The organism is Pseudomonas oleovorans subsp. oleovorans, assembly GCF_002197815.1.
In the GTDB taxonomy this organism is placed as follows: Bacteria; Pseudomonadota; Gammaproteobacteria; order Pseudomonadales; family Pseudomonadaceae; genus Aquipseudomonas; species Aquipseudomonas oleovorans.
Genome location: NZ_NIUB01000036.1, coordinates 19932 through 43790, shown reverse-complemented (window position 1 = coordinate 43790; position 23859 = coordinate 19932). Strand labels below are relative to the sequence as shown.

Below are 23859 nucleotides of genomic sequence, written 5' to 3'. Positions count from 1 at the left end.
TCCCCGCCCTACGATGTTTTTTGGGGGGGCGGGCGGCGATCCGCTTCAGCCCACCAACGAAGCGCACAGCCAACACCAACCCGTCGTTTACCCCGTAGGAGCGGCTGGCAGCATTTCGTTTCAGCCGCGAAGCGCTCATGAACATCGCGGCTGAAGCCGCTCCTACGGTCTGCGGCCGAACGCTGATTTGCGTAGGAGCGGCTTCAGCCGCGAACCCACCCTGAATCAAGCACTCTCCAACCCCACCCGCACCACCCCACTATCAATCGCCAAATGCACCAACTCCGCCTGCGAGCTGATCTGCAATTTGTTCTTTACCAAAGTCTGATAATTGGACAGGGTCTTGGCGCTGATGCACAGCTTCTCGGCGATCTGCCGAGGTGGCAGGCCGCGGGCGAGCATGACGAAGATTTCGAACTCGCGCTGGGTCAGTTCGCGCAAACGTGGGTCGAAGCCGCCTGCGCTGGCGGGGTTACAGGCCAGTTGAGTAGCCAGTTGCTGTTCGATATAGGCGTGGCCGGCGGCGGTGCGTTTGACCGCCTCCACCAGCACTTCCGGCGACGAGTTTTTGGTCAGGTAGCCGATGGCGCCAGCATCCAGCGCCTGGCGCACCAGGGGCAGTTCGTCGTGCATGCTGAAGAACAGCACGCGCAGTTGCGGCAGGCGCTGACGCAGGCGGCGGGTGGTTTCCAGGCCGCTGATGCCGGGCAGGCCGATGTCCATGATCACCAGGTTGGGAATCTCTTCCTGCACCCGTTGCAGGGCCTGTTCGCCGTCGCAGGCCTCACGCAGTTGCACATCGGGCAACAGGGCGCGCAGCAGGCTGGCGTAGCCCTGGCGCACCACGGCGTGATCGTCCACCAGTAGAACCTTCATCGCGTCGCCTCCAGAGGAATGTTCAGACACAACGCCCAGCCGGCTTGCGGTCGACTGTGCAGGCGCAGTTCGCCGCCGAGGCTGCGGCTGCGTTCGCGCATCGAGCGCAGGCCGATACCGGGGCGCAGCGGCAGTGCAGTACCCTGGCCGTTGTCGCGCACCAGCAGGCGCAAGCCATGACCACGGCGTTGCAGGCGAATGCGTACTTCGCTGGCCTCGGCATGGCGGGCGACGTTGGTCAGCGCCTCCTGCACCAGGCGATAGAGGTGGGCCTTGCTCGCCAGCGGCAGGCTCGGCAGGTGCTCGCCCAGTTGCAGACGGCAGCGAATGCCTTGCGCCTGCTGCCAGTCGGCGGCCAGTTGCTGCAGCGCCGGGCCCAGCTCCAGGCGCTCCAGCACCACCGGGTAGAGGTCGCGGATCAGGCTGCGAAAGCCCTGCTGCAGGCGCTCGCAGTTGTCGTCGAGCAGGCGCGCGGTGTCCTGCACCTGCTGCGGCCGGTCGGCAATCACTTTGAGCAGACAGGCCTGGGCACGGATGCCACTCAGGTACTGGCCGAGGTCGTCGTGCAGGGTCTGGCCAAGGCGCGTGCGCTCGCGCTCCTGCAACGCCAGCAACGCCTGGGTCAGCTCGGCGTTGTCCGCCTGCACCTGTTGCAGGGTGATGGTCATCTCGTTGAAGTGCGCCGCCAGGTGTTTGGCCTCGGCCAGGCTGTGGTCATGCAAGCGCGTATCGAAGTGACCGGCGCCGACCTGGCGCAGGCCGGCGAGCAGTTCGTCCAGCACACGGCGGGCGCGGCGCACGGCAAAGCGGATGGTGAGCAAGCTGAGGATTAGGGCGAAGGCGCTGAGCAGCAGCAGTTGCAGCAGCGAGTCGTAGATTTCCTCGATCTCGTCATAGGGATCGAGGGCAATACGCAACTCGCGGCCATCCTCCAGCGGCCAGGCATCGGCCACCAGTGAGGCCGAGCCCAGCAGGCGTTCGGCGATCCAAAGCTCGATGGCACTTTCGGTTTGCTGCTTGGGCTCTTCGCCCGGGCGCAGCCAGCTCACGCGGATATGCCGCAGGTTCTCGGTCAGCTCCGGACGCAGGCTGCCGGGGTTGCTGCGCGCCACTTCGCCCAGGTACTCGACCACCGCCTCGGCCGCCAGCAACTCGCGGCGCACGTCGTGGCCGGACTGGCGCAACAACAGCGCCAGCCCGGCCAGGGTGACCAGCACGAACAGCAGGCTGACGCCGAGGTTGATGCGACCGAGGGCGGTCATCTACTTGACCACGCTACTTGACAACAAAATGGCCGAGCATGCCCTTGCCCTCCAGGCCCTTGGCGTAGAAGCGGTATTTGCCCGGCTTGACCGGCAGGAAGAAGATCTCCGCCTCGCCGGCGTCCTCGAACTCCAGCTCGGTGAGAGTCACCGCCTTGATCTCCACGCCGCCGGCCTCGACCTTGCGCAGGTAGATGGCGGTGGCGAACTCCGGCGCCTGGAAGGCGTATTCCTTCTGCCCGCTGGCGATGATCTTGAGCTGGTAGGCCTGGCCGGTTTCCAGCTGGTATTCGGTCTGCGACATGAAGTAGTCGCTATCGTCGTTACCCAGCACCAGGTCAGGCAATGCCACCGGGCGGCGGGTCATATCACCGGCTGCATGCAGTTGATCGACACCGAGCAGGCTGATGATCAGCAACAGCGGCAGTAGCAGGGCCTTGAAAATACGCATGGCGTTCACCTGTTCTTGTTATTGGACGTCGCCTGCCATGCTAGGAAGTAAAGGCCCACACCGGGTTACTACCTTGGTACTGCCCAGCTGGTACTTTGGGCAGATTTCCCGCCAGATCCGGGCCGAATGCCCATCGCCCCTGCCCTACCCGCCACCAACGGCGCATCCATCCGCCACCATCGAACTAAATACCGCACGTACCCGGCTTGTTAGCCTAATTCACCGCTTCCACCCTCTGGAGTACCGCCATGCGTCATCTCGCCTGCCTGCTGCTGGGCACACTGCTGAGCACGCCGCTGAGTGCCGGCGACGACGAACAGACGCGTATCGCCCGCGAGATGATCCAGGTGCTGGACGCCTATGCGGTATACAAGATGGGCGACTTCGATGAGGCCTTAGAGCGCTATCGCCAGCTCGCCGAAGCCGGTAACCGCCAGGGCATGCTCAACCTCGGCAACATGTACGCCGCCGGTCTGGGCAGCGCAGCCGACCTCGAGCAGGCGTTGACCTGGTACCAGCGCGCCGCCGATGCGGGTGACGCCATCGGCATGTACGAGGTAGCCCGCGCCCATGACCTGGGGCTGGGCACCGAGGCCGACCCGGACCAGGCGGCGCAGTGGTATCGACGTGCTGCCGAGCAGGACAACGCCGAGGCGCAGTGGACGCTGGGTGAACGCCTGTACAAGCAAGGCCAGCACAGTGACGGGCTGAGCTGGATACGGGCTGCGGCCAGGCAGGGAGAACATCCGCAGGCCCAGCAGTTTCTCGCCAGCCGCGAAGGCAGCCGCACCACCATCACCCCGACCGAGCACGAACGCCGCGCCTCACTGGCGGCCCTCGCGACGGTCGACCAGGCAGCCCAACGCCAGGATGCCGAGGCACTGGTGACGCTAATCGACGATGACGCGCAGATCCTGGTGCGCCTGCCGCACGAGCGTAACTGGCAGCATCTGAGCAAGGCGCAGCTGCGCACGCTCTGGCAGCAGACCTTTGCCCAGGCCGACGAGTACAGCTACCAGCGCAATGAGCCCGAACTGATAAACGCAGGCGGCACTATCCTGGCCTTCTCGCTGATCCGGGAGAAGCTGAAACGCGGTGACCGGATACAGCAGCTGGAAATTCGCGAAAACGCCCAGTTACGCGTCCGCGACGGCAAGGCCAGCATCCATGGCCTGCGCCTGGATATCCGCCAACAAGGCGAGTGAAGGCCTTGAAGAACGGCCCTGAAGAGCTACGACCTTTGTACTAAGCCGGCGCGACCTTGGGCATATTTCCCGACCTGGCGACACTTCCTATGCTGGCGACAACCTCTGCAGGAGTCGCCCCATGCACCGGATCAGCTGCCATCTATTGTTCTGCCTCACTGCCGCGCTCGGCCTGGCGACGAGTGCGGTAGCAGATGAACTGCAGGTGCGCATCGGCTACCTGGCCCACCTGCCGCCGCAAGGCCCGCTGCTGTCTAACGTCATCCCCGAACCAACCGATGCCGGCCGTCGTGGCGCCGAACTGGCGATCGCCGACAGCAACAGCACCGGACGCTTTCTCAAGCAGAGCTACAGCCTCGAGGCAGCCGAGAGCGAGGATGCGGCGACTCTACTGACCACGGCCGATGACCTGCATGCGCAAGGCATTCGCCTGTTCGTGGTCAACGCCCCCGCCGCGACCCTGCGCCAGCTCAGCCAGCGCCTGCCGGACAGCCTACTGTTCAATGCCGGCAGCAGCGATGACGGCCTGCGCCGCGAGCAGTGCCTGGGCAACGTGCTGCACACCCTGCCCAGCCGCGCCATGCTGGCCGATGCCCTGGCGCAGTTTCTTGCCGTGCGCAAATGGACGCGCTGGCTGCTGGTTACAGGTACCACCGAGGACGACATCGCCTACGCCGACGCGCTCAAGCGCGCCGCCAAACGCTTCGGCCACACGATCATCGCCGAGAAGCCGTGGAGCTTCGACAACGACCAGCGCCGCAGCGCCCAGGCGGAGATGCCGCTGTTTACCCAGGCCGGCGAGTACGACGTGGTGCTGGTGGCCGACGAGCGCGGCGACTTCGGCGAATACCTGCCCTACAACACCTGGTATCCGCGCCCAGTGGCCGGCACCCAGGGCCTGACCCCGACCGCCTGGCACAAGACGGTGGAAACCTTCGGCGCCGCGCAGTTGCAGAAACGCTTCGAGGCGCTGGCCGGACGCTGGATGAACGACCGCGACTTCGCCGCCTGGATGGCCGTGCGCAGCGTGGCCACGGCCATCACCAAGCAGCGCACCGCCGAGCCACAGGGCATTCGCCACCTGCTGTTGAGCGAACAACTGCCGCTGGACGGTTTCAAGGGCCGCAAGCTGAGCTTCCGCCCGTGGAATGGCGAGCTGCGCCAGCCGCTTCCACTGGTACACCCGCGCGCGCTGGTCAGCACCTCGCCGCAGGACGGTTTTCTCCATCCGAGCAATGAAATGGACAGCCTCGGTTACGACAGGCCTGAGGTGAGCTGTGATCTGGCGGGAATACCTCTGTAGGAGCCGGCTTGCCGGCGATCATCGCAAGGTATCGCCCGCAAGCGGGCTCCTACAGAAAAGCAGAACACTTGTGGGAGGCGCTTCAGCGGCGACTGTCGCGGCTGCGACTGCAGGGATGCAGGAGGTAGAACGAAGCAGGATGCCCGAGTCGAAAGCCCCTCCCACAAAAGCAACGGCTACCAACCACTACAACAAGAGGATCAACCCCATGCGCCTGACCCGTCTCGCCTGTGCCGTCGCCTTCGGCCTGGCCTGTCACTCGGCCTTCGCCGCCACTGCCTACGTGTCCAACGAGAAGGACGACAGCATCAGCGTCATCGACCTCGACAGCCTGGAAGTCACCGCCACCCTGGCCGTTGGCATGCGCCCGCGCGGGCTGCTGCTGTCTTCCGACAATAAACTTCTGTACATCTGCGCCAGCGACTCGGACCGCGTGCAGGTGATGGACCTGGCCACGCGCAAGATCGTCAAGGAGTTACCCTCCGGCGCCGACCCCGAGCAATTCGCCCTGCACCCCAACGACCGCTGGCTGTACATCTCCAATGAAGACGATGCTCTGGTCACCGTGGTCGACGTGCAAAGCGACGAGGTGCTGGCGCAGATCGAAGTGGGCGTGGAGCCCGAAGGCATGGCGGTGAGCCCGGACGGCAAGTGGGCGGTAAACACCAGCGAGACCACCAACATGCTGCACTGGATCGACACCGCCACCAATCAACTGGTGGACAACACCCTGGTCGACCAGCGCCCGCGTCACGTCGAATTCGACAAGGACGGCAAACGCCTGTGGGCCTCGGCCGAAATCGGCGGCACAGTGACGGTGCTGGACGTCGACTCGCGCCAGGTGCTCAAGGTGCTCAACTTCGCCATCAAGGGCGTGCACCCGGACAAGGTGCAGCCGGTGGGGGTCAAGCTCACGGACGATGGCAAGTACGCCTTCGTCGCCCTCGGCCCGGCCAACCATGTAGCGGTGGTGGATGCCAAGACCTACGAGATTCTCGATTACCTGCTGGTCGGCCGGCGCGTCTGGCACCTGGCGTTCACCCCGGATCAGAAGCGTCTGCTGACCACCAACGGCGTCAGCGGCGACGTATCGGTGATCGATGTCGATACGCTCAAGGTGACCAAGTCGATCAAGGTTGGCCGCTATCCCTGGGGCGTGGTGGTCACGCCATGAATGCGCTGGAGGTGAGCGGCGTCGGTTTCGCCTATGGTGCCCGCCAGGCGCTCAACGACCTGGCCTTCGATCTGGCGCCAGGCCGCTTCGGTGCCCTGCTCGGCCCCAACGGCGCCGGCAAGTCCACGCTGATCGCCCTGCTCACCCGCCTGTACGACCTGCAGCAGGGCGATATCCGCATCTTCGGCCACAGCCTGCGCGAGCAGCCACGCCAGGCGTTGCGTCAGCTCGGCGTGGTGTTCCAGCAGAGCACGCTGGATCTCGACCTCTCGGTGCAACAGAACCTCGCCTATCATGCCACGCTGCATGGCATGCCGCGCCGCGAGGCGCAGGCGCGTATCGACGAGGAGCTGTTGCGCCAGGATCTAGCCGAGCGTCGTCACGACAAGGTGCGCACGCTCAACGGCGGCCACCGCCGCCGCGTGGAGATTGCCCGCGCCCTGCTCCACCAGCCGCGCCTGCTGCTGCTCGACGAAGCCAGCGCCGGGCTCGACCCGGCCAGCCGCCTGGCGCTGGGCCGACATGTGCGCAATCTGTGTCGCGAGCAGGGCCTGAGCGTGCTGTGGACCACCCACCTGCTGGACGAGATCGAACCCGCCGACGAGCTGCTGATCCTGCATCGCGGCGCGCGCGTGGCCTGGGGCAAGGCCAGCCAGTTCGGCGACGACCTGGTCATCAGCTTCGCCCGTCTGACCGGCGACGAGGCGCTGGGTCGTGGCCATGTACGTGAGGCGCTACGGCCGAACGGTGGGAGGGGCTTTAGCCGCGAGCTCTTCGATATCGTGGATCTCGCGGCTAAAGCCCCTCCCACCCCCCCACAGACTCCGCAAAGGAGCCGCAACCATGACCGCCTATTGGGAATGCCTGCGTGGCATCGTCCTGCGCGAATGGCTGCGCTTCGTGTTGCAGCGCTCGCGCTTTCTCAGCGCCCTGGTGCGCCCGCTGCTCTGGTTGCTGGTGTTCGCCGCCGGTTTTCGCGCCGCGCTGGGCATCGCCATCATCGAGCCGTACGACACCTACATCACCTACGACACCTACATCGTGCCGGGCCTGGCCTGCATGATCCTGCTGTTCAACGGCATGCAGGGCTCGCTGTCGATGGTCTACGACCGCGAGATGGGTAGCATGCGCGTGCTGCTCACCAGCCCGCTGCCGCGTGCCTTCCTGCTGGTGGCCAAACTGCTGGCCACGGCGCTGATCTCGCTGCTGCAGGTCTATGCCTTCCTCGCCATTGCCTGGGTCTACGGCGTGCAACCTCCGGCCTGGGGCCTGCTCGCCGCGTTGCCGGCACTGCTGCTGGTGGCATTGCTGCTCAGCGCCCTGGGCTTGCTGCTGTCCAACGGCATTCGGCAGTTGGAGAACTTCGCCGGGGTGATGAATTTCGTCATCTTCCCGATGTTCTTCCTCTCCTCGGCGCTGTACCCGCTGTGGAAAATGCGCGAGTCCAGCGAGTGGCTGTACTGGCTGTGTGCGTTCAACCCCTTCACCCATGCGGTGGAGTTGGTGCGAAATGCGCTGTACCTGCGCCTGCATGTCGAGGCGCTGGCGGTGTGTACCGGCCTGACGCTGGTGCTCACCCTGCTCGCCGTGGCCAGCTTCAACCCGCAACACGCGGCGCTGCGCAAGGCGGGCTGAAACCAGCAATGCACTTGATCGTTGCTCTCGCTCCACGTGGGAATGGCTCTGCGTCCGCTGCCGAATGCAGCCCAAATCCGTAGGGCGGGTGCAACCCGCCAATAGCGCGACGGCGGGTTGCACCCGCCCTACGAACGTCTCAGCAGCCCCTCTACTACTTTGGTACTGGTTTCCCTCTCCAACGTAGAATTCCCAAGCCTGCGACCATGGCCTGTAATACCGGCACAACAATAAGTAGAGACCTTGCCATGAAGTACCGTCTGCCCGTGCAAGCAGGCTTGATGCTCGCCTCCCTGCTGCTGGTCTGCGTCGTGCACTCCGAAGAACTGTTCGATGCCGAGGGCTATCGCAGCAACCAGTACCGCAGCCCGACACCGTCAACGCTTGAAGGTGTCCAGATTCTCGATACTCCTGCTCTGAAAAAACTACTCGACGAACGCCCCGATGTTCAACTGATCGATGTCTATCGTCAGCTGTGGCGCCATGATCGCTTCATCGAAGAAGAGCCCCACGCCAACATCCCCGGCAGTCTGTGGCTACCCAACACCGGCAGCGGCAACCTGGAAACGCTATGGCTGCGCTACTTCACCCACTACCTGAGCCAGGCCAGTAAAGGCGATCTGAACAAGCCTTTGGTTTTCTACTGCCGCCCCGACTGCTGGCCGAGCTGGAATGCCGCGCGCCGCGCCCATGCCATGGGCTATCGCCAGCTCTACTGGTACCGTGATGGCATCGACGCCTGGGAGCAGGCCGGCCTGCCGATGGCGCCTGCTCAACCCGCCGAACTGCCTGCTGCTTTCCTCACGCCCACTGCCACACCATAATCACAACAACGAGGTGCAAGGCCATGTACAAGATTCTGATTGCCGACGACCATCCGCTGTTTCGTGAAGCCATCCATAACGTCATCGCCGACGGTTTTCCCGGCAGCGAGATCATGGAAACCGCTGACCTGGACAGTGCCCTGGAGCTGACCCAAAGCCACGACGACCTGGATCTGATCCTGCTCGACCTGAACATGCCCGGCATGCACGGCCTGGGCGGGCTGATGAACCTGCGTAACGAGGCGCCGACCATCCCGGTGGTGATCGTCTCCGCCGAGCAGGACAAGCAGATCGTGTTGCAGGCCATCACCTACGGCGCAGTGGGTTTCATCACCAAGTCCTCGCCGCGGGCGCAAATGACCGAGGCCATCGCGCAGATTCTCGACGGCAACGTCTACCTGCCCCCGGACATCATCCGCTCACAGAAGAGCGGCGGCCATCGCCACCACCCCGACCACCACAGCATCTCGCCGGAACTGCTGCAGGCCCTGACGCGCAAGCAGCTGCTGGTGCTCGAACGCATGACCAAGGGCGAATCGAACAAGCAGATCGCCTACAGCCTGGATATCGCCGAAACCACGGTCAAAGCGCATGTCTCGGCCATCCTGCGCAAGCTGGGCGTGCACAACCGCGTGCAGGCGATCCTCTCGGCCGGCGATATCGACTTCGCCTCCTACCTGCGCCGTTAGCGTCCGACAGGTTGGCTGTCATTCCCGCGCAGGCGGGAAGCCAGAATTCAAGAAGCACCTGGGCTCCCGCCTTCGCGGGAGTGACGAACGATGCGCAGGCAATTTGTGAAGCAGCCAGCAGGCCCACCATGCGTTATGTCGAGGTCAAGACAGCAGAGCAACAGGCGAGCCACTCGGTGCATCGGATCAGAGGCCGGCTGATGAAGGCTCGAACGCATTAGTCACAGCGACACTACCGTTTCTGAGCAGAATGAAGCCTGGCCATGGGTAGGGTACGCCGCTCCCTACTACTGCTTGAACTCGAACTGCAGCTCAGCGCCTTCGATGGAATCCCAGTAGTCGTCCACTCGCTCATTGCTGATCAGCCGACCGCTGATCTGGAACGGGCTCTGGACTTCGGTTTTCTCACCAAACAGCGGCGGCAGCAAGGGAGAGAAATCCTCGCGGGTTTCACTTTCCAGCGCCTGCTCGAACAGCTCCTGCGGCACGCTCAGATCCAATGCCAATTTCGATTCAGGCTCCACCGGCTTGGGCTGTGGCGCTACAACAGGCTTGGGCTTGGCGACGACGGGCGATTTGGCGGCGGGCACGGGCTTGCTTTCAACCACCTTGGCAGGCGGTGCTGGTTCGACAGGCTCTGGCTTGGCGACCTCGGCAACGGGCGCAGTAGCAGTGACCACTGCCGGCGCTGGCGCGGGCTGCTGTGCAACGGGTTCCGGCTCACGCTCACAGGCGCTCAGCCAACCCAGGCACAGCAATAGAAGAATGGACTTACGCATCATGGGACAAGGGCAGCTCGATCAGTACGCGCCCATGTTCCTCCGCCTGGGCGCGCCTGACAAGCCGACTTACACGACCTTTACCTCGTGCCTCATTCACGCGGCGACTCGGTGGCCAGATGAGCGAGCTCAGCCTCGATATCCAGGTGTGGATAGTCGGCCTTTAGCTGCTCCAGCAACCGCTGCGCCTCCTCCTGCTCACCCGCCTTGCGCAGCTCCAGCAGACGCAGCAGCGCCTCGCGCGGTTCGCTCTGGATCACCAGTTCGGCCATGGGTGCCAGCGCAGCGCCACTGGCCATCGGGGCCTCAGCCATATCGGCAGACGGCGCCTGACGTGCCATGGCCTGGCTTGTCATGCGTTCCTGCGGGGCAGCCACAGGTGCAACCGTCTCCTGCTCTGGCCCACGCTTGGCCGCCATCGGCGCCGGTGCGACGGGGCTCATCGCCACGCTGGGTGGTACAGCATCGAAAGCCTCCGGCGTCTGCTCCAGGGTGTGCCAGGTCAGGCTGACGCCGATGCCGACGCAAGCCAGCCCGGCCACCGCCACCGACCAGCGCTGGCGGCCACTGCCGAACAGCCATTGATGCAGGCGCTGCGCCCAGCCGGATTCAGCCGTGCCGGACTGCTGCGCTTCACGGGCGGCCGCACTGGCCGCCGCCAGGATGCGCGCATCCAGCTCGGCCGAGGGTTCGCCGCTGCCATGGGCACAGAAATGCGCCAGCAGCGCCTGCTCGTGATCCAGAGGTTCTCGTTGATCTTTCATGCGGACAACTCCTCGGTGGCCAGCAGCCGGCGCAGCTTCTGCAGGGCATAGCGCAGACGGCTCTTGACCGTCTCGGCCGGCGTGCGGGTCAACTCGGCAATCTCGTTCAATTCCAGGTCGCCATGGGCGCGCAGCAGGAACACTTCGCGCTGATCTTCCGGCAGGTCGGCCAACGCCGCCTGCAGCCGCTCACTGTCGCGACTCAGGCTCCACTGCTGTTCCGGACCGGGTTGCGGATCGGCCTGGGCATGCTGGCCTTCATCGTATTCGTCATGCCCGGCCTGATGGCGGCCCGTCTTGCGCCAGTGGTCGATCAGGCGGTTGCGCGCGATCTGGTACAGCCAGGTCTTGAACAGCACCGACTCGCGCTGCTCACTCTGGCTGCGGATCAGGCTCACCCAGGTTTCCTGGAACACTTCTTCGGCCAGGGCGTGATCGCCGCACAGGCCGAGCAGAAAGCGAAACAGGCCCAGCCGATGGCGCTGGTAGAGCGCGTTGAAGGCCGCGGCATCGCCGCGACGGTAACGCCGCAACAAAGCGGCGTCGTCATCCATGAGGGGTGCGTTCACTGCTGAACTCGTGCTGGCGTGGAGCCGGAAGTGTGCAGGCTCTGGGCGATTTCGGCCAGTTGGATGAATTCGCCGCGCAGGCCGAAGCGATCCTCACCCTTGGCCGAGCGCGCCAACTCGATACTCTGCGCCAGATCGAAGTCGCCCGTGTAGCGCCCACCCTTGAGCTGCTGGGCGAAGGCGGCTACCGCTGCGGCGAAGCGCAGGTCCTCGCTGGCAGCCGCAACCGGCTTGGCCTCGCCGCGTGCGATAGGCCGCTCCAGCAGCCGGCTGGATGCTTCCCCCGGCGCCTTGTAGCGAATCCGCAACCAGGCCAGTTCGCCGCTCTTGCTCGCAGGCTGGGCACTGGCCTGATAACGCAGCGGCTCCAGCCAGCCTTTGCTGCCCGCCGGGACGATCTCGTAGAGCGCAGTCACGGTGTGCCCGGCGCCAATATCACCGGCATCGACCTTGTCGCTACTGAAGTCCTCGCGCTTGAGCGCACGGTTGTCGTAGCCCAGCAGGCGGTACTCGCTGACCTCGCTCGGGTTGAATTCCAGTTGCAGTTTCACGTCGCTGGCCAAGGTGGCCAGGGTCGAGCCGAGCTGATCGACCAGCACCTTGCGCGCCTCGCGCAGGTTGTCGATGTAGGCGTAATTGCCGTTACCAGCGTCGGCCAGCTGCTCCATCAGGCGCTCGTTGTAGTTGTCCACGCCAAAACCCAGGGTGGTCAGCGAGACGCCGCTCTTGCGCTTGTCGGCAGCCAGTTGCTTGAGGCTGTCGAAGTCGCTGATGCCGACGTTGAAGTCGCCATCGGTGGTCAGCAGGATGCGATTGATGCCGCCATCGATCAGGTGCTTGCCCGCCTGCTGGTAGGCCAGTTGGATGCCCGACTCCCCGGCCGTCGAACCACCGGCGCTGAGTTGATCGATGGCCGCACGGATCTTCGCCTTGTCGCTACCGGGCGTGGAATCGAGCACCACCTGGCAGTCACCGGCATAGGTGACCAGCGAGACGCGATCCTGCGGGCGCAACTGCTCGACCAGCAATTTGAGGGTGCCCTGCACCATCGGCAGGCCTTCGCGGCGATGCATCGAGCCGGACACATCGACCAGAAACACCAGGTTGGCCGGCGGCAGCTCCTCAACGCTGCGATCCGACGCCTTGATGGCGATGCGCAGCAGGCGCGTTTGCGGATTCCACGGCGTCACCGCCAGTTCAGTGCTGACGCCGAAAGGCGCATCGCCCTGCGGCAACGGGTAGGCGTAGGGAAAGTAGTTGACCAGTTCCTCCAGACGCACGGCGTCCTTCGGTGGCAGTTGCCCGCCGTTGAGGAAGCGCCGCACGTTGGCGTAGCTACCGGTATCGACGTCGATGCTGAAGGTGGATACCGGCGTCTCGGCGACAGCGAACACCGGGTTGTCGGCGTAGGCCTGGTACTGCTCGCGCGATTCGTCACGGTAGCCCGGCGGCAGGATATCGGCGATGGGAGACGGTGCGTGAGCCAGGGTCGACATGCGCTTCTGGCTGGCCTCGACATGCATCTCGGCAGCCGCAGGCGCAGCCAGGCGTTCACGTACGAGTGACGGCGCCGGCTCCGAGTTGGTCTGGGCTTCCGGCTCCGGGCCAGAGGCGCTGCAGGCGGCAAGCAACAGCACGGTACCCGCGGAAAAACCGACGGCGAACGGACGAACGAGCAACAAGGAATAAACGGGCATGGTGCACCTCCTGAGCAATGGCACAAGACCTTCGCTCAGGTAGACGCAGCCCTGAGGTGAATCGGGTTAAACCAGAACGTGCCTGTTCAACCTTCCCACGAATCGCCCGCCTCCTGGCACAGCTGCGTGGCCAGCATGCCCAACGTCATCAGCGCCCTCTCCGCCTCACGATTCCATGGAATGCCGCAGTTGAGGCGCACACAATGGTTGAACTGTTCGGTATTGCTGAAGATCAGCCCGGGGGCGATGGAAATGCCCTGCTGCAGCGCGCGCACGTGCAGATCCTTGGTGTTGACCCGCGCCGGCAGGCTGACCCAGAGGATGAAGCCGCCCTTGGGCCGGGTCATCTGCGTACCGACCGGGAAATACTGCTGCACCGCCAGCTGGAAGGCGCTGAGGTTCTTGCGGTACTCCTGACGGATATGCCGCAGATGGCGGTCATACCCGCCATTTTCCAGGTAGGCCGCCACCGCCATCTGGGTGACGCTGCACGCCGAATGGGTGGAGAAGGTCTGCAGCCGCTGGATCTCGTCCTGATACTTGCCGGCGACGATCCAGCCGATGCGCACACCGGGCGACAGCGTCTTGGAGAAGCTCGAACAATAGATCACCTGGCTGTCGCGATCATGGGATTTGAGCGCCTTGGTCGGGCCCTGTTCGAACATCAGTTCGCCGTAAATATCATCTTCGACGATCTGGAAATCGTAATCGCCGGCCAGGCGCAGCAACTGGCGCTGACGCTCCTCGGGGATGGTGCCACCCAGTGGATTGGATAGGCGTGCCGTCAGCACCAGTGCCTTGATCGGCCACTGGTTGGCCGCCAGTTGCAGCGCTTCGAGGCTGATGCCGGTGGTCGGATCGCACGGGATCTCGATGACCTTGAGGCCGAGCAGATCGGCCAGTTGCAGCAGACCATAGTAGGTCGGCGACTCCACCGCGATCAGGTCGCCCGGCTTGGTCAACACGCGCAGGCTCATCTGCAGCGCATCGACACAGCCATGGGTGATCACTACCTCGGACGGATCGACCACCACACCGGCATCACGCATGCGAATCGCCACCTGGCGGCGCAACGGTTCGAAGCCGGGGCTGAACATGTAGCTGAAAGCGCGCGGGCTGTGAAAACGGGTGACCTTGGCCAGTTGCTGGTGCAACGCTCGCACCGGCAAATAGTCGACATGCGGCACCGCGGCGCCCAGCGGAAATACGCCCTCACGACGCGACTCGGTGAGGACCTGGTTGATGATGCTGGCGCGGGTGACCAGACCTGGTCGCTCGACCTTGGCGATGTCCGGCGTCGGCGCGGTCAGCGCTGGCGTCTGGTGCACGTAGAAGCCGGATTGCGGGCGTGCACGAATCAACCCCTGATCTTCGAGGTTGGCGTAGGCCTGCAACACCGTGGCGTGGCTGACATTGAGCTGCGCACTCATCTTGCGCACCGAAGGCACGCGCTCGCCGGGCTGGTAGACACCGCGACGAATATCTTCGGCCAACTGCTGGGCGATACGTTGATAGAGCAGCAGATTGGTCATAGCGGTATCCTCCGGGTCACTGGAGCATAACAGTAACCTATTGCTACACAATTGTACCGGCACAGATAGGATCTGTTTTCCCCTTACGCCATTGCTTGCCAACCGTGCACGGCATCGTCGCCATTTCAGTGCATAAAAAACCTCGGACTCTGCCGGGGTTCTGTCAGGCATTTCGCTCAGCGCTCGGCACCAAGCTGGCCTCGCTCGTCGGAGAAGACGATTTCCACCCGCCGATTCTGCGCCCGGCCACGTGCCGATGCATTTTCCGCAACCGGGAAGTCGACACCGTAACCGACGACCTGAATACGCTTGGCTTCCACGCCCAGATCCACCAGCAGATCGGCCACAGCCTGCGCGCGCGCGCGCGACAGTTCGAGATTCTCGGCGGCATCACCGGTATTGTCGGTATAGCCTTCGATCCGCACTCGGCGCTGCGGATTGATCTGCAGGAACTGCACGAGCTTGAGCGCCGTACGGTTGGCTGCTGGTTGCAGATCGGCGCGACCGGCGTCGAACAACATATCGCCCAGGGTCATCACCAGGCCGCGCTCGGTCTCGTTGGCGGCGAGTCTGACCATCTGCTCTTCCAACCAGTCGTTGTGCTGCTGCACGCTCATCAGCTTGGCTTCGCGCAAGGTCAACTGCAGACGCTGGCGTTCCAGCTCGAGCTTGGCTGCGCGTTCCTGGTTGAGACTGATATCGCTGTGTTGCCGGGCGATCTCGGCATAGCGCTGGCTAAGGTAGGCGTAATGACGCACATCGTCGCCACTGCCCCAGTAACTGGACAGGCGCTCAGCACGGCCCAGCGATTCGCCTGCGCGAATCACGTCCTTGGGTGCGGCGCGCAGCACACTGGGATCTTCCTTGACCGACTGAAAACTCAGACGCGCTTCTTCCAGAGCCTGCTCACTCGCCAACTGACTGGACGCACAACCACTCAACAGCGTACCGACCAGCATCAGACCGCCCAGATGACCAAAAGTCTTCATCACATGGCTCCCAGTTGCTGGCGCAGACGGCCGATGCGTTGATGGAGTTCGGTCAGTTGCTCCCGACCTTTGGCATTGAGGTGCTCAGCTTCAGCCAGGCGCGCATCCAGCTCGGCCTGTTCGGCGAGCTGGCGCGCCTGCTTGTTCTCATCGTCCCGCATGGCGGCCTGGGCCTGCGCGAACTTGTCCTCAGCCTGGCGCAGGGACTCCGATTGCTCGCTGACCACACCCAGGGACTTGGTCTGCGCCAACGCCTGTTCGGTCAGACGCAGTTGTTCGACGGGTGCAGGATCGCTCGCACAGGCCGTCAGGCCCAGCGCCAGAAGCAAGGGAAGGGTTCGATTGATCACGAGATTTTCCTACTGAGTGACGTCGCCAACCGGATCAGGCTGCATCTGCTGCGCCTTCCACAGATCCAGATTGCGTTGCAGGAACTGCTCAGGCAGCCCGGCGGCGACCATTTCTGTCATCTTCCGCGCCAGCTGGCCACGCAGCCAGGGCTCGTTGCACGCCGAATTGTGCGACAGGGTAAGGTAGAGGCCTTCGCTGGAAATCGGCGGATCCAGCACCTCGAGGTCATCATCCATCCCCAGCGTTTCAGCGAGTGCCAGGCCGGGATAGCGTTCGTACAGCACATAATCGGTGCGACCGAGCAGTAACTTCTGGAAGGCCTGAGTCAGGCTCGATACCCCTTCGAGCGTCAGGTTCTGCTTGGCAAAGGTGTCGAACTGCTGACCGAAACTGTTGCCCACCAGCGTATCGCCGGTATGTCCCTGCAGGTCGATCCAGCTGCCATAGGGGAAGGCTTCACCCTTGCGCACCCAGACTACGCTGGGCGTATAGAAGAACGCTGGGTGCACATAATCCATTTGCTCCAGACGCGGCAGGGTGATGAACGCGCCCGCAATCAGATCGACACGACCGGTACGCACTTCATCCTGCGCGCGTGACCAAGGCCCGGTGTAGATCACATCGACCACCACGCCCAGTTCCTTGGCCAGATGCTTGAGCAGGTCGGCATTGGCGCCGATCAGCTGCTGTGGATTCTGCGGGTCACGCCAGAGATAAGGGGGATACTCCGGGTTGCCGGTCGCCACCAGGCGCTCGCACTTACCGGCAGCCAGAGCAGAGGCTGGCATCAGAGCCAGGGCGCACCACAGCAACAGCGACTTAAACAGACAACGCTCTGGCATTGGCTAATCTCGGTTTATGCGTTGATCGGTGGGATGGTCTTGGCACCCCGGCATCCTCGGTGTTCATGCTAGCTTAATGGCGCCGCCATAATAATTCGCGATAAGGACGCGCCATGAAAAAACTGCTGTTCGCACTGCTGCTTCTACTATCAGGCAGCGCCGCCACGCTGTATTTCGTTCCAGCGACTCAACTGGCCAGCCTGCGCCTGATAGAACAGTACCGTGCCGGGCTCAGTCACGAGCAACTATCTGTCCACAATCTTAACATCCATTATTACCGGGGAGGACCGGCAAGCGGCGAAACCCTGGTACTGCTCCACGGGTTCGCTGCAGACAAGGATAACTGGCTGCGCTTTTCCCGCCCCCTGACTCAGGACTATCGCGTCATCGCACTGGACCTGCCCGGCTTCGGCGACAGCGATCTGCCGCCAGGCAGCTACGACGTCGGCACCCAGGCCGAGCGCCTGGCGGATATCCTCGATGAGCTGGGCGTCCAACAGGCGCACGTGCTGGGCAACTCGATGGGCGGACAGATTGCCGCCCTCTTCGCCGCGCGCTACCCGGAACGCGTCCGCTCGCTGGCACTGTTCGCCAATGCCGGAATCGAGAGCCCACACAAGAGCGAACTGTATCAACTGCTGACCAGTGGCTCGCCAAACCCGCTGGTGGTCAAACAGCCGCAGGATTTCGACAAGCTGCTGCGTTTCGTCTTCGTCGAACCGCCCTACCTGCCGGAATCGCTCAAACGCTATCTGGGCGAACGCGCCATGGCCAAGGCCACGCATTACGACCAGGTATTCAAGCAACTCGTGGAGCGCCCAGTGCCCCTGGCGCCCGAGCTGCCCAAGATTCAGGCGCCGACGCTGCTGCTCTGGGGCAGACAGGACCGCGTGCTGGATGTCTCCAGCATCGAGGTGATGCAACCGCTGCTGAACAAACCCAATGTGGTGATCATGGACAACGTCGGCCACGCGCCCATGCTCGAACGCCCTGAAGAAAGCGCCCTACTCTACCGAGGCTTTCTCGAAGGCCTGAAGTGATGGCCAGGCGCTGATCGCGAGCAAGGCGCAGGCAATAAAAAACCCGCTCTGGTGAGCGGGTTTCTCGTTGCGGGAAAAGCGGCTTAGAGCGACTTCTCCAGCTCCGGTACAGCTTCGAACAGGTCGGCGACCAGGCCGTAGTCGGCGACCTGGAAGATCGGCGCCTCTTCGTCCTTGTTGATCGCGACGATCACCTTGGAGTCCTTCATACCGGCCAGGTGCTGGATCGCGCCGGAGATACCGACGGCAATGTACAGCTGCGGCGCAACGATCTTGCCGGTCTGACCGACCTGCATGTCGTTCGGCACGAAACCGGCATCGACGGCAGCGCGAGAAGCGCCGACGGCAGCGCCCAGCTTGTCGGCCAGGGCGTACAGGTGCTTGAAGTTGTCGCCATTGCCCATACCGCGGCCACCGGAAACGACAATCTTGGCAGCGGTCAGTTCCGGACGGTCGGACTTGGCCAGCTCTTCGCCAACGAAGGCGGACTTGCCGGCGTCAGCCGGGCCGGAAACGGCTTCAATGGCAGCGCTGCCGCCTTCGGCAGCAGCGGCGTCAAAACCGGTGCTACGCACGGTGATCACCTTGATAGCAGCCGAGGACTGCACGGTGGCGATGGCGTTACCGGCATAGATCGGACGCTTGAAGGTGTCGGCGCTTTCAACGGCGATGATCTCGGAGATCTGATCGACGTCCAGGGCTGCAGCGACGCGCGGCAGGATGTTCTTGCCGTTGCTGGTGGCGGCAGCCAGGATGTGGCTGTAGTTCTTGCCCAGTTCGGCTACCAGCGGCGCGACATTTTCCGGCAACTGATTGGCATAGGCAGCGTTGTCGGCAACCAGCACCTTGGCTACGCCAGCGATCTTGGCAGCGGCTTCGGCAGCGGCGCCAGCGTTGGCACCGGCGACCAGAACGTGAATATCGCCACCGATCTTCTGCGCCGCAGCAACAGTGTTCAGGGTAGCGGGCGCCAGGGCGGCATTGGTGTGTTCAGCGATAACCAGGATAGTCATTTAGATTACCTTCGCCTCGTTCTTCAGTTTCTCGACCAGTTCAGCCACGGACTTGACCTTGATGCCAGCGCTGCGAGCAGCCGGTGCTTCGACTTTCAGGGTCTTGACGGTGGAAGCGGTGGAAACGCCCAGCGCGTCCGGGGTAACGGTTTCCAGCGGCTTTTTCTTGGCCTTCATGATGTTCGGCAGCGACGCGTAGCGCGGCTCGTTCAGACGCAGGTCGGTGGTGATGATCGCCGGCAGGTTCAGCGCAACGGTCTGCAGACCGCCATCGATCTCACGGGTGACATTGACCTTGTCGCCGGCTACTTCGACCTTGGAGGCGAAGGTGCCTTGGCCGAAGCCAGTCAGAGCGCCCAGCATCTGGCCGGTCTGGTTGTTGTCGCTGTCGATGGCCTGCTTGCCCATGATCACCAGCTGCGGCTGCTCCTTGTCGACCACTGCCTTGAGCAGCTTGGCCACGGCCAGGGAGTTCAGCTCGTCATTGGATTCGACCAGGATGGCGCGGTCGGCCCCCAGAGCCAGCGCAGTGCGCAGTTGCTCCTGGGCGGTAGCCGGGCCGATGGAGACGACGACGATTTCGCTCGCCACGCCTTTCTCCTTCAGGCGTACGGCTTCTTCCACGGCGATTTCGCAGAAGGGGTTCATGGACATCTTGACGTTGGCGAGGTCGACGCCGCTGTTGTCCGCCTTGACGCGAACCTTGACGTTGTAGTCAACCACTCGTTTGACAGCTACAAGAACCTTCATGGATTCCTCGTTACTCTCCGGTGAATAAGAATGTCGCCAAGGCGAGCCTGGCCGGTGATGCAAAATCGGCCGCAACCAACCTTTCAGCTCAGACGGCGAGCGCAAAACCGCCCGTATCTTGACCCCGCGGCCTGGCCCGGTCAATACAGCGAACTGGCCAGTCATCCGCGATGTAGTAGGATTCTAACAGGCCTACAGAAAATTCAAACAAACGTTTGTATTGGCCCACTGAGAGGGTGTAGATATAATGCCCACGCCGTGCTTAGGGAGCGAGCCGCCCCTCCAACATAAAATATCGAAGAGCCTTGAGTAGGAGATAGCCTGTGGAACGCGAATTTATGGAGTTCGACGTCGTCATCGTCGGCGCCGGCCCGTCCGGACTGTCCGCCGCCTGCCGACTGAAGCAGAAAGCCGCTGAAGCGGGTCAGGAGATCAGCGTCTGCGTGGTCGAGAAAGGCTCCGAAGTTGGTGCTCACATCCTCTCTGGCGCGGTGTTCGAACCGCGCGCACTGAACGAACTCTTCCCCGACTGGAAAGAACTCGGCGCCCCGCTGAACACCCCGGTCAAGCGCGATGACATCTACCTGCTGCGCGACGCTGACAAGGCTACCCGAATTCCTGACTTCTTTGTGCCGAAAACCATGCACAACGAAGGCAATTACATTATTTCCCTGGGCAACCTGTGCCGCTGGCTGGCTCAGCAGGCCGAGAACCTGGGCGTGGAGATCTACCCAGGCTTCGCCGCTCAGGAAGCGCTGATCGACGACAACGGCGTGGTACGCGGCATCGTCACCGGTGATCTGGGCGTCGATCGCGAAGGCAATCCGAAGGAAGGCTATTACACCCCGGGCATGGAACTGCGTGCCAAGTACACCCTGTTCGCCGAAGGCTGCCGTGGCCACATCGGCAAGCAGCTGATCAAGAAGTACAACCTCGACAGCGAAGCCGATGCCCAGCATTACGGCATCGGCATCAAGGAAATCTGGGATATCGACCCGGCCAAGCATGACCAGGGCCTGGTGGTACACACTGCTGGCTGGCCGATGGACATCATGGGCACCGAGAACACCGGCGGCTCCTTCCTCTATCACCTGGAGAACAACCAGGTCGTGGTAGGTCTGATCATCGACCTGTCCTACGCCAACCCGCACCTGTCGCCGTTCGACGAGTTCCAGCGCTACAAGCATCACCCGGTGATTGCCCAGTACCTGGAAGGCGGCAAGCGCGTTGCCTATGGTGCCCGCGCCATCTGCAAAGGCGGCCTGAATTCGCTGCCGAAAATGGTCTTCCCGGGCGGCGCGCTGATCGGCTGCGATCTCGGCACCCTGAATTTCGCCAAGATCAAGGGCAGCCACACCGCGATGAAGTCCGGTATGCTCGCTGCCGACGCCATCACCGAAGCCCTGGCAGCCGGCCGCGAAGGCGGTGACGAGCTGAACAACTACGTCGATAGTTTCAAAGCCAGCTGGCTGTACGACGAGCTGTTCCGCAGCCGCAACTTCGGTGCGGCCATCCACAAGTACGGCGCCATCGTCGGCGGCGGTATCAACTGGCTGGACCAGAACATCTTCGGCGGCAAGGCGCCCTTCACCCTGCACGACAACAAGCCGGATTACGCCTGCCTGAAGCCTGCAGCCGAATGCGCGAAGATCGCCTACCCGAAACCGGACGGCAAACTGAGCTTCGACAAACTGAGCTCGGTATTCCTCTCCAACACCAACCACGAAGAAGAGCAGCCCTGCCACCTGAAGCTCACCGACCCGAGCATTCCGCTGACGAAGAACCTGCCGCTGTACGACGAACCGGCGCAGCGCTACTGCCCGGCCGGCGTGTACGAAGTGGTGACGCAGGAAGACGGCGAGAAGAAGTTCCAGATCAACGCACAGAACTGCGTGCACTGCAAGACCTGCGACATCAAGGACCCGGCCCAGAACATCACCTGGGTGGCGCCGGAAGGCACCGGCGGCCCGAATTACCCCAACATGTAATTCGGCCACACATGAAAAAGGCTCCTTCGGGAGCCTTTTTCGTTTTTGCCAAATCTGCAACAGTTGTAGGGCGGGTTTAACCCGCCACAGTCTGCCGGCGGGTTGCACCCGCCCTACCGCACTCAATCCTGATAGATCATCTTGCGGCTCATGCCGCCATCGATGACGAACTCCTGCCCGGTGACGAAACCGGCCGCATCGGAGAGCAGCCAGGCGACCTGCGCCGCGACATCCTCTACCGTGCCGACACGGCCGACCGGATGCTGCGCATGATCGAATACTGACAGTGGTTCCAGGCGTTGCTGCGACGGGTCACGAGCGTCGATCCAGCCAGGGCTGACGCAGTTGACTCTCACCTCTGGCCCCAGGCTGATCGACAGCGCATGCGTGAGCGCAACGAGGCCGCCCTTGCTAGCAGCGTAGGCCTCGCAATCGGCTTCGGACTGGCTGGCACGGGTCGAGGCGATATTGACGATGGTGCCGCGATGCCCACGCAGATACGGCGCGCAGTGCTTGGCCAGCAGCATGGCACCGGTCAGGTTGACCGCCAGCGTACGATTCCAGCGTTTGAGATCGAGCGACTCCAGCGGCGGGGTGTGCGGATCGGAGATAGCCGCATTGCACACCAGCGCATCGAGGCGGCCGAACTGACCGAGTATCTCGGCAACACCGACACTGACCTGATCTTCCTTTGCTACGTCCATGGCGACGAACCAGGCATTGTTACCCAGCACACGCGCTACTTTGGAGCCCCGCTCACGGTCCACGTCGGCCAGCACCACCTGCCAGCCCTCAGTTATCAGCCAGGCGCTGATGCCCAGGCCGATACCGCGCGCGGCTCCGGTGACCAACGCGACACGCCCGTTGCTGGGCGTGTCATTCGTGCCCCACTCCAACATGCTCAGAGCGCAGCCAGGCCGCGCGCCAGATCTGTCTTGAGGTCTTCCAGCTCTTCCAGGCCCACTGCAACGCGAATCAGGCTGTCGCGAATGCCGGCATTGGCCCGCTCCTGCGGGGTCAGACGGCCATGCGAGGTGGTAGCAGGATGGGCGACGGTGGTCTTGGTGTCGCCGAGGTTAGTGGTGATCGAAATGACGCGAGTGCCATCGATCACCTTCCAGGCGGCGTCACGGCCACCCTTGACCTCGAAACTGACCACCGCGCCAAAGGCGCTCTGCTGCGTCTTCGCCAGCTCGTGCTGCGGATGGCTGGGCAGACCGGCGTAATGCACACGCTCGACCTGCGGCTGCTGTTCCAGCCACAGCGCCAGTTGCAGGGCACTCTCGCTCTGCGCGCGCATACGGATACGCAGCGTCTCCAGGCCCTTGACGAACATCCAGGCGTTGAACGGGCTGAGGGTCGGCCCGGCGGTGCGCAGGAAACCCACCACTTCCTTCATCTGCTCACTGCGACCGGCAACCACACCGCCCAGACCACGGCCCTGGCCGTCGATGTACTTGGTCGCCGAATGCATGACGATATCTGCGCCAAGTTTCAGCGGCTGCTGCAGGGCCGGCGTGCAGAAACAGTTGTCCACCGCCAGCAGCGCGCCGCGAGCATGGGCGATCTCGGCCAGTGCGGCGATATCCACCAGTTCGGCCAGCGGGTTGGAAGGCGATTCGACGAACAACAGCTTGGTGTTGGGTTTGAAGGCGCCCTGCCAGGCATCCAGATCCGCCAGCGGTACGTAATCCACTTCGATGCCAAAGCGCTTGAGGTACTTCTCGAACAGGCTGATGGTCGAACCGAATACGCTGCGCGACACCAATACATGGTCACCGCCACTGCACAGGCTCATGACAATGGCAAGAATCGCCGACATACCGGAGGCAGTGGCCACCGCCTGCTCGGCGCCTTCCAGTGCGGCAATGCGCTCCTCGAAGGTACGTACGGTGGGGTTGGTGTAGCGCGAATAGACGTTGCCCGGCACTTCCCCAGCAAAGCGCGCAGCGGCATCGGCAGCGGTGCGGAACACGTAACTGGACGTCAGGTACAACGCTTCGCCATGCTCACCCTCAGGCGAACGGTGCTGGCCGGCACGCACCGCCAGGGTGTCGAAGCCTACGCCATCCAGGTCACTATCAAGCCTGCCGGCTTCCCATTCCACAGCCATATCGCTACCTCAC

General features: G+C 63.2%; 23 protein-coding genes and 2 pseudogenes. 10 read left to right on the top strand and 15 right to left on the bottom strand.

Features of this window, described 5'->3' with window-relative positions:
* Positions 1-225: 225 nt before the first annotated feature.
* Genes PSOLE_RS18770 through PSOLE_RS18760 form a run of 3 tightly spaced genes read right to left on the bottom strand, consistent with a single transcriptional unit; the run spans position 226 to position 2589 of the window.
* On the bottom strand, positions 226-876 hold the full coding sequence (locus tag PSOLE_RS18770; RefSeq protein WP_003461178.1) for a response regulator transcription factor: 651 nt from the start codon (positions 874-876) through the stop codon (positions 226-228).
* Positions 873-2138, bottom strand: a complete 1266-nt coding sequence (locus tag PSOLE_RS18765; protein ID WP_074859008.1) for a HAMP domain-containing sensor histidine kinase — start codon at positions 2136-2138, stop codon at positions 873-875. The genes PSOLE_RS18770 and PSOLE_RS18765 overlap by 4 nt, the downstream gene beginning before the upstream one ends.
* A gap of 13 nt (positions 2139-2151) precedes the next feature.
* A complete protein-coding gene (locus PSOLE_RS18760) occupies positions 2152-2589 on the bottom strand; it encodes a cupredoxin domain-containing protein (protein ID WP_074859011.1) in 438 nt (145 codons plus the stop codon).
* Positions 2590-2837: 248 nt separating this feature from the next.
* On the opposite strand from PSOLE_RS18760, the gene PSOLE_RS18755 reads away from it, so the two are divergent.
* The 8 genes and pseudogenes from PSOLE_RS18755 to PSOLE_RS23900 all read left to right on the top strand — a co-directional run.
* On the top strand, positions 2838-3794 hold the full coding sequence (locus PSOLE_RS18755) for a tetratricopeptide repeat protein (protein WP_074859013.1): 957 nt from the start codon (positions 2838-2840) through the stop codon (positions 3792-3794).
* A gap of 121 nt (positions 3795-3915) precedes the next feature.
* A complete protein-coding gene (locus PSOLE_RS18750) occupies positions 3916-5097 on the top strand; it encodes an ABC transporter substrate-binding protein (RefSeq protein WP_074859015.1) in 1182 nt (393 codons plus the stop codon).
* A gap of 208 nt (positions 5098-5305) precedes the next feature.
* On the top strand, positions 5306-6271 hold the full coding sequence (locus PSOLE_RS18745; protein WP_039964712.1) for a YVTN family beta-propeller repeat protein: 966 nt from the start codon (positions 5306-5308) through the stop codon (positions 6269-6271).
* Positions 6268-6990, top strand: a pseudogene (locus tag PSOLE_RS18740) (ABC transporter ATP-binding protein); the annotation flags it as partial. The gene PSOLE_RS18745 and the pseudogene PSOLE_RS18740, both read left to right, overlap by 4 nt.
* A 124-nt stretch (positions 6991-7114) precedes the next feature.
* Complete coding sequence (locus tag PSOLE_RS18735) at positions 7115-7906, top strand: ABC transporter permease (RefSeq protein ID WP_074859017.1); 792 nt, start codon at positions 7115-7117, stop codon at positions 7904-7906.
* A 248-nt stretch (positions 7907-8154) separates the two neighbouring features.
* Positions 8155-8730, top strand: coding sequence for a PQQ-dependent catabolism-associated CXXCW motif protein (locus PSOLE_RS18730; protein ID WP_039964711.1), 576 nt, complete (start codon positions 8155-8157; stop codon positions 8728-8730).
* A 23-nt stretch (positions 8731-8753) separates the two neighbouring features.
* The gene (locus PSOLE_RS18725; protein ID WP_074859020.1) at positions 8754-9419 is read left to right on the top strand and encodes a response regulator transcription factor; all 666 of its coding nucleotides are present in this window, start codon (positions 8754-8756) and stop codon (positions 9417-9419) included.
* Between the two features lie 86 nt (positions 9420-9505).
* Positions 9506-9634 (top strand): annotated as a pseudogene (locus PSOLE_RS23900) (IS110 family transposase); the annotation flags it as partial.
* 72 nt (positions 9635-9706) lie between these two features.
* Here the strand turns inward: PSOLE_RS23900 and PSOLE_RS18720 are convergent.
* The 8 genes from PSOLE_RS18720 to PSOLE_RS18685 all read right to left on the bottom strand — a co-directional run bounded on the left by PSOLE_RS18720 (position 9707) and on the right by PSOLE_RS18685 (position 16942).
* The gene (locus PSOLE_RS18720) at positions 9707-10201 is read right to left on the bottom strand and encodes a hypothetical protein (RefSeq protein WP_003461147.1); all 495 of its coding nucleotides are present in this window, start codon (positions 10199-10201) and stop codon (positions 9707-9709) included.
* Between the two features lie 89 nt (positions 10202-10290).
* Positions 10291-10962, bottom strand: a complete 672-nt coding sequence (locus PSOLE_RS18715) for a hypothetical protein (protein ID WP_003461146.1) — start codon at positions 10960-10962, stop codon at positions 10291-10293.
* A complete protein-coding gene (locus PSOLE_RS18710; RefSeq protein ID WP_039964710.1) occupies positions 10959-11531 on the bottom strand; it encodes an RNA polymerase sigma factor in 573 nt (190 codons plus the stop codon). The genes PSOLE_RS18715 and PSOLE_RS18710 overlap by 4 nt, the downstream gene beginning before the upstream one ends.
* Complete coding sequence (locus PSOLE_RS18705; protein ID WP_074859022.1) at positions 11528-13228, bottom strand: vWA domain-containing protein; 1701 nt, start codon at positions 13226-13228, stop codon at positions 11528-11530. The genes PSOLE_RS18710 and PSOLE_RS18705 overlap by 4 nt, the downstream gene beginning before the upstream one ends.
* Before the next feature lie 86 nt (positions 13229-13314).
* The gene (locus PSOLE_RS18700) at positions 13315-14760 is read right to left on the bottom strand and encodes an aminotransferase-like domain-containing protein (RefSeq protein WP_074859025.1); all 1446 of its coding nucleotides are present in this window, start codon (positions 14758-14760) and stop codon (positions 13315-13317) included.
* 176 nt (positions 14761-14936) lie between these two features.
* Positions 14937-15749 (bottom strand): OmpA family protein, encoded by an 813-nt coding sequence (locus PSOLE_RS18695; protein ID WP_074859028.1) that lies wholly within the window; start codon positions 15747-15749, stop codon positions 14937-14939.
* Entirely contained in the window at positions 15749-16099 is a 351-nt protein-coding gene (locus PSOLE_RS18690; protein ID WP_074859029.1) for a DUF4398 domain-containing protein, read from the bottom strand. The genes PSOLE_RS18695 and PSOLE_RS18690 overlap by 1 nt, the downstream gene beginning before the upstream one ends.
* Before the next feature lie 9 nt (positions 16100-16108).
* Positions 16109-16942: a substrate-binding periplasmic protein gene (locus PSOLE_RS18685; RefSeq protein WP_074859032.1), complete on the bottom strand. Its 834-nt coding sequence runs from the start codon at positions 16940-16942 to the stop codon at positions 16109-16111.
* Positions 16943-17055: 113 nt separating this feature from the next.
* Between PSOLE_RS18685 and PSOLE_RS18680 the strand changes: the two genes are divergently transcribed.
* Entirely contained in the window at positions 17056-17982 is a 927-nt protein-coding gene (locus PSOLE_RS18680) for an alpha/beta fold hydrolase (RefSeq protein ID WP_074859036.1), read from the top strand.
* Between the two features lie 83 nt (positions 17983-18065).
* Here the strand turns inward: PSOLE_RS18680 and PSOLE_RS18675 are convergent, their stop codons facing one another.
* Positions 18066-18995, bottom strand: a complete 930-nt coding sequence (locus tag PSOLE_RS18675) for an electron transfer flavoprotein subunit alpha/FixB family protein (RefSeq protein ID WP_003461133.1) — start codon at positions 18993-18995, stop codon at positions 18066-18068.
* The gene (locus PSOLE_RS18670) at positions 18996-19745 is read right to left on the bottom strand and encodes an electron transfer flavoprotein subunit beta/FixA family protein (RefSeq protein WP_003461132.1); all 750 of its coding nucleotides are present in this window, start codon (positions 19743-19745) and stop codon (positions 18996-18998) included.
* Between the two features lie 323 nt (positions 19746-20068).
* On the opposite strand from PSOLE_RS18670, the gene PSOLE_RS18665 reads away from it, so the two are divergent.
* Positions 20069-21733, top strand: coding sequence for an electron transfer flavoprotein-ubiquinone oxidoreductase (locus tag PSOLE_RS18665; protein ID WP_074859039.1), 1665 nt, complete (start codon positions 20069-20071; stop codon positions 21731-21733).
* Between the two features lie 122 nt (positions 21734-21855).
* Here the strand turns inward: PSOLE_RS18665 and PSOLE_RS18660 are convergent, their stop codons facing one another.
* Both PSOLE_RS18660 and PSOLE_RS18655 read right to left on the bottom strand, forming a co-directional pair.
* Positions 21856-22632: an SDR family oxidoreductase gene (locus tag PSOLE_RS18660; RefSeq protein ID WP_074859042.1), complete on the bottom strand. Its 777-nt coding sequence runs from the start codon at positions 22630-22632 to the stop codon at positions 21856-21858.
* Positions 22633-22634: 2 nt separating this feature from the next.
* Positions 22635-23846: an O-succinylhomoserine sulfhydrylase gene (locus PSOLE_RS18655; protein WP_074859045.1), complete on the bottom strand. Its 1212-nt coding sequence runs from the start codon at positions 23844-23846 to the stop codon at positions 22635-22637.
* Between the last annotated feature and the right edge of the window lie 13 nt (positions 23847-23859).

Coding starts and splice junctions, on each gene's coding strand:
- PSOLE_RS18770 (WP_003461178.1), bottom strand. CDS start 876: ATGAAGGTTCTACTGGTGGACGATCACGCCGTGGTGCGCCAGGGCTAC.
- PSOLE_RS18765 (WP_074859008.1), bottom strand. CDS start 2,138: ATGACCGCCCTCGGTCGCATCAACCTCGGCGTCAGCCTGCTGTTCGTG.
- PSOLE_RS18760 (WP_074859011.1), bottom strand. CDS start 2,589: ATGCGTATTTTCAAGGCCCTGCTACTGCCGCTGTTGCTGATCATCAGC.
- PSOLE_RS18755 (WP_074859013.1), top strand. CDS start 2,838: ATGCGTCATCTCGCCTGCCTGCTGCTGGGCACACTGCTGAGCACGCCG.
- PSOLE_RS18750 (WP_074859015.1), top strand. CDS start 3,916: ATGCACCGGATCAGCTGCCATCTATTGTTCTGCCTCACTGCCGCGCTC.
- PSOLE_RS18745 (WP_039964712.1), top strand. CDS start 5,306: ATGCGCCTGACCCGTCTCGCCTGTGCCGTCGCCTTCGGCCTGGCCTGT.
- PSOLE_RS18735 (WP_074859017.1), top strand. CDS start 7,115: ATGACCGCCTATTGGGAATGCCTGCGTGGCATCGTCCTGCGCGAATGG.
- PSOLE_RS18730 (WP_039964711.1), top strand. CDS start 8,155: ATGAAGTACCGTCTGCCCGTGCAAGCAGGCTTGATGCTCGCCTCCCTG.
- PSOLE_RS18725 (WP_074859020.1), top strand. CDS start 8,754: ATGTACAAGATTCTGATTGCCGACGACCATCCGCTGTTTCGTGAAGCC.
- PSOLE_RS18720 (WP_003461147.1), bottom strand. CDS start 10,201: ATGATGCGTAAGTCCATTCTTCTATTGCTGTGCCTGGGTTGGCTGAGC.
- PSOLE_RS18715 (WP_003461146.1), bottom strand. CDS start 10,962: ATGAAAGATCAACGAGAACCTCTGGATCACGAGCAGGCGCTGCTGGCG.
- PSOLE_RS18705 (WP_074859022.1), bottom strand. CDS start 13,228: ATGCCCGTTTATTCCTTGTTGCTCGTTCGTCCGTTCGCCGTCGGTTTT.
- PSOLE_RS18700 (WP_074859025.1), bottom strand. CDS start 14,760: ATGACCAATCTGCTGCTCTATCAACGTATCGCCCAGCAGTTGGCCGAA.
- PSOLE_RS18695 (WP_074859028.1), bottom strand. CDS start 15,749: ATGAAGACTTTTGGTCATCTGGGCGGTCTGATGCTGGTCGGTACGCTG.
- PSOLE_RS18685 (WP_074859032.1), bottom strand. CDS start 16,942: ATGCCAGAGCGTTGTCTGTTTAAGTCGCTGTTGCTGTGGTGCGCCCTG.
- PSOLE_RS18680 (WP_074859036.1), top strand. CDS start 17,056: ATGAAAAAACTGCTGTTCGCACTGCTGCTTCTACTATCAGGCAGCGCC.
- PSOLE_RS18675 (WP_003461133.1), bottom strand. CDS start 18,995: ATGACTATCCTGGTTATCGCTGAACACACCAATGCCGCCCTGGCGCCC.
- PSOLE_RS18670 (WP_003461132.1), bottom strand. CDS start 19,745: ATGAAGGTTCTTGTAGCTGTCAAACGAGTGGTTGACTACAACGTCAAG.
- PSOLE_RS18660 (WP_074859042.1), bottom strand. CDS start 22,632: ATGTTGGAGTGGGGCACGAATGACACGCCCAGCAACGGGCGTGTCGCG.
- PSOLE_RS18655 (WP_074859045.1), bottom strand. CDS start 23,846: ATGGCTGTGGAATGGGAAGCCGGCAGGCTTGATAGTGACCTGGATGGC.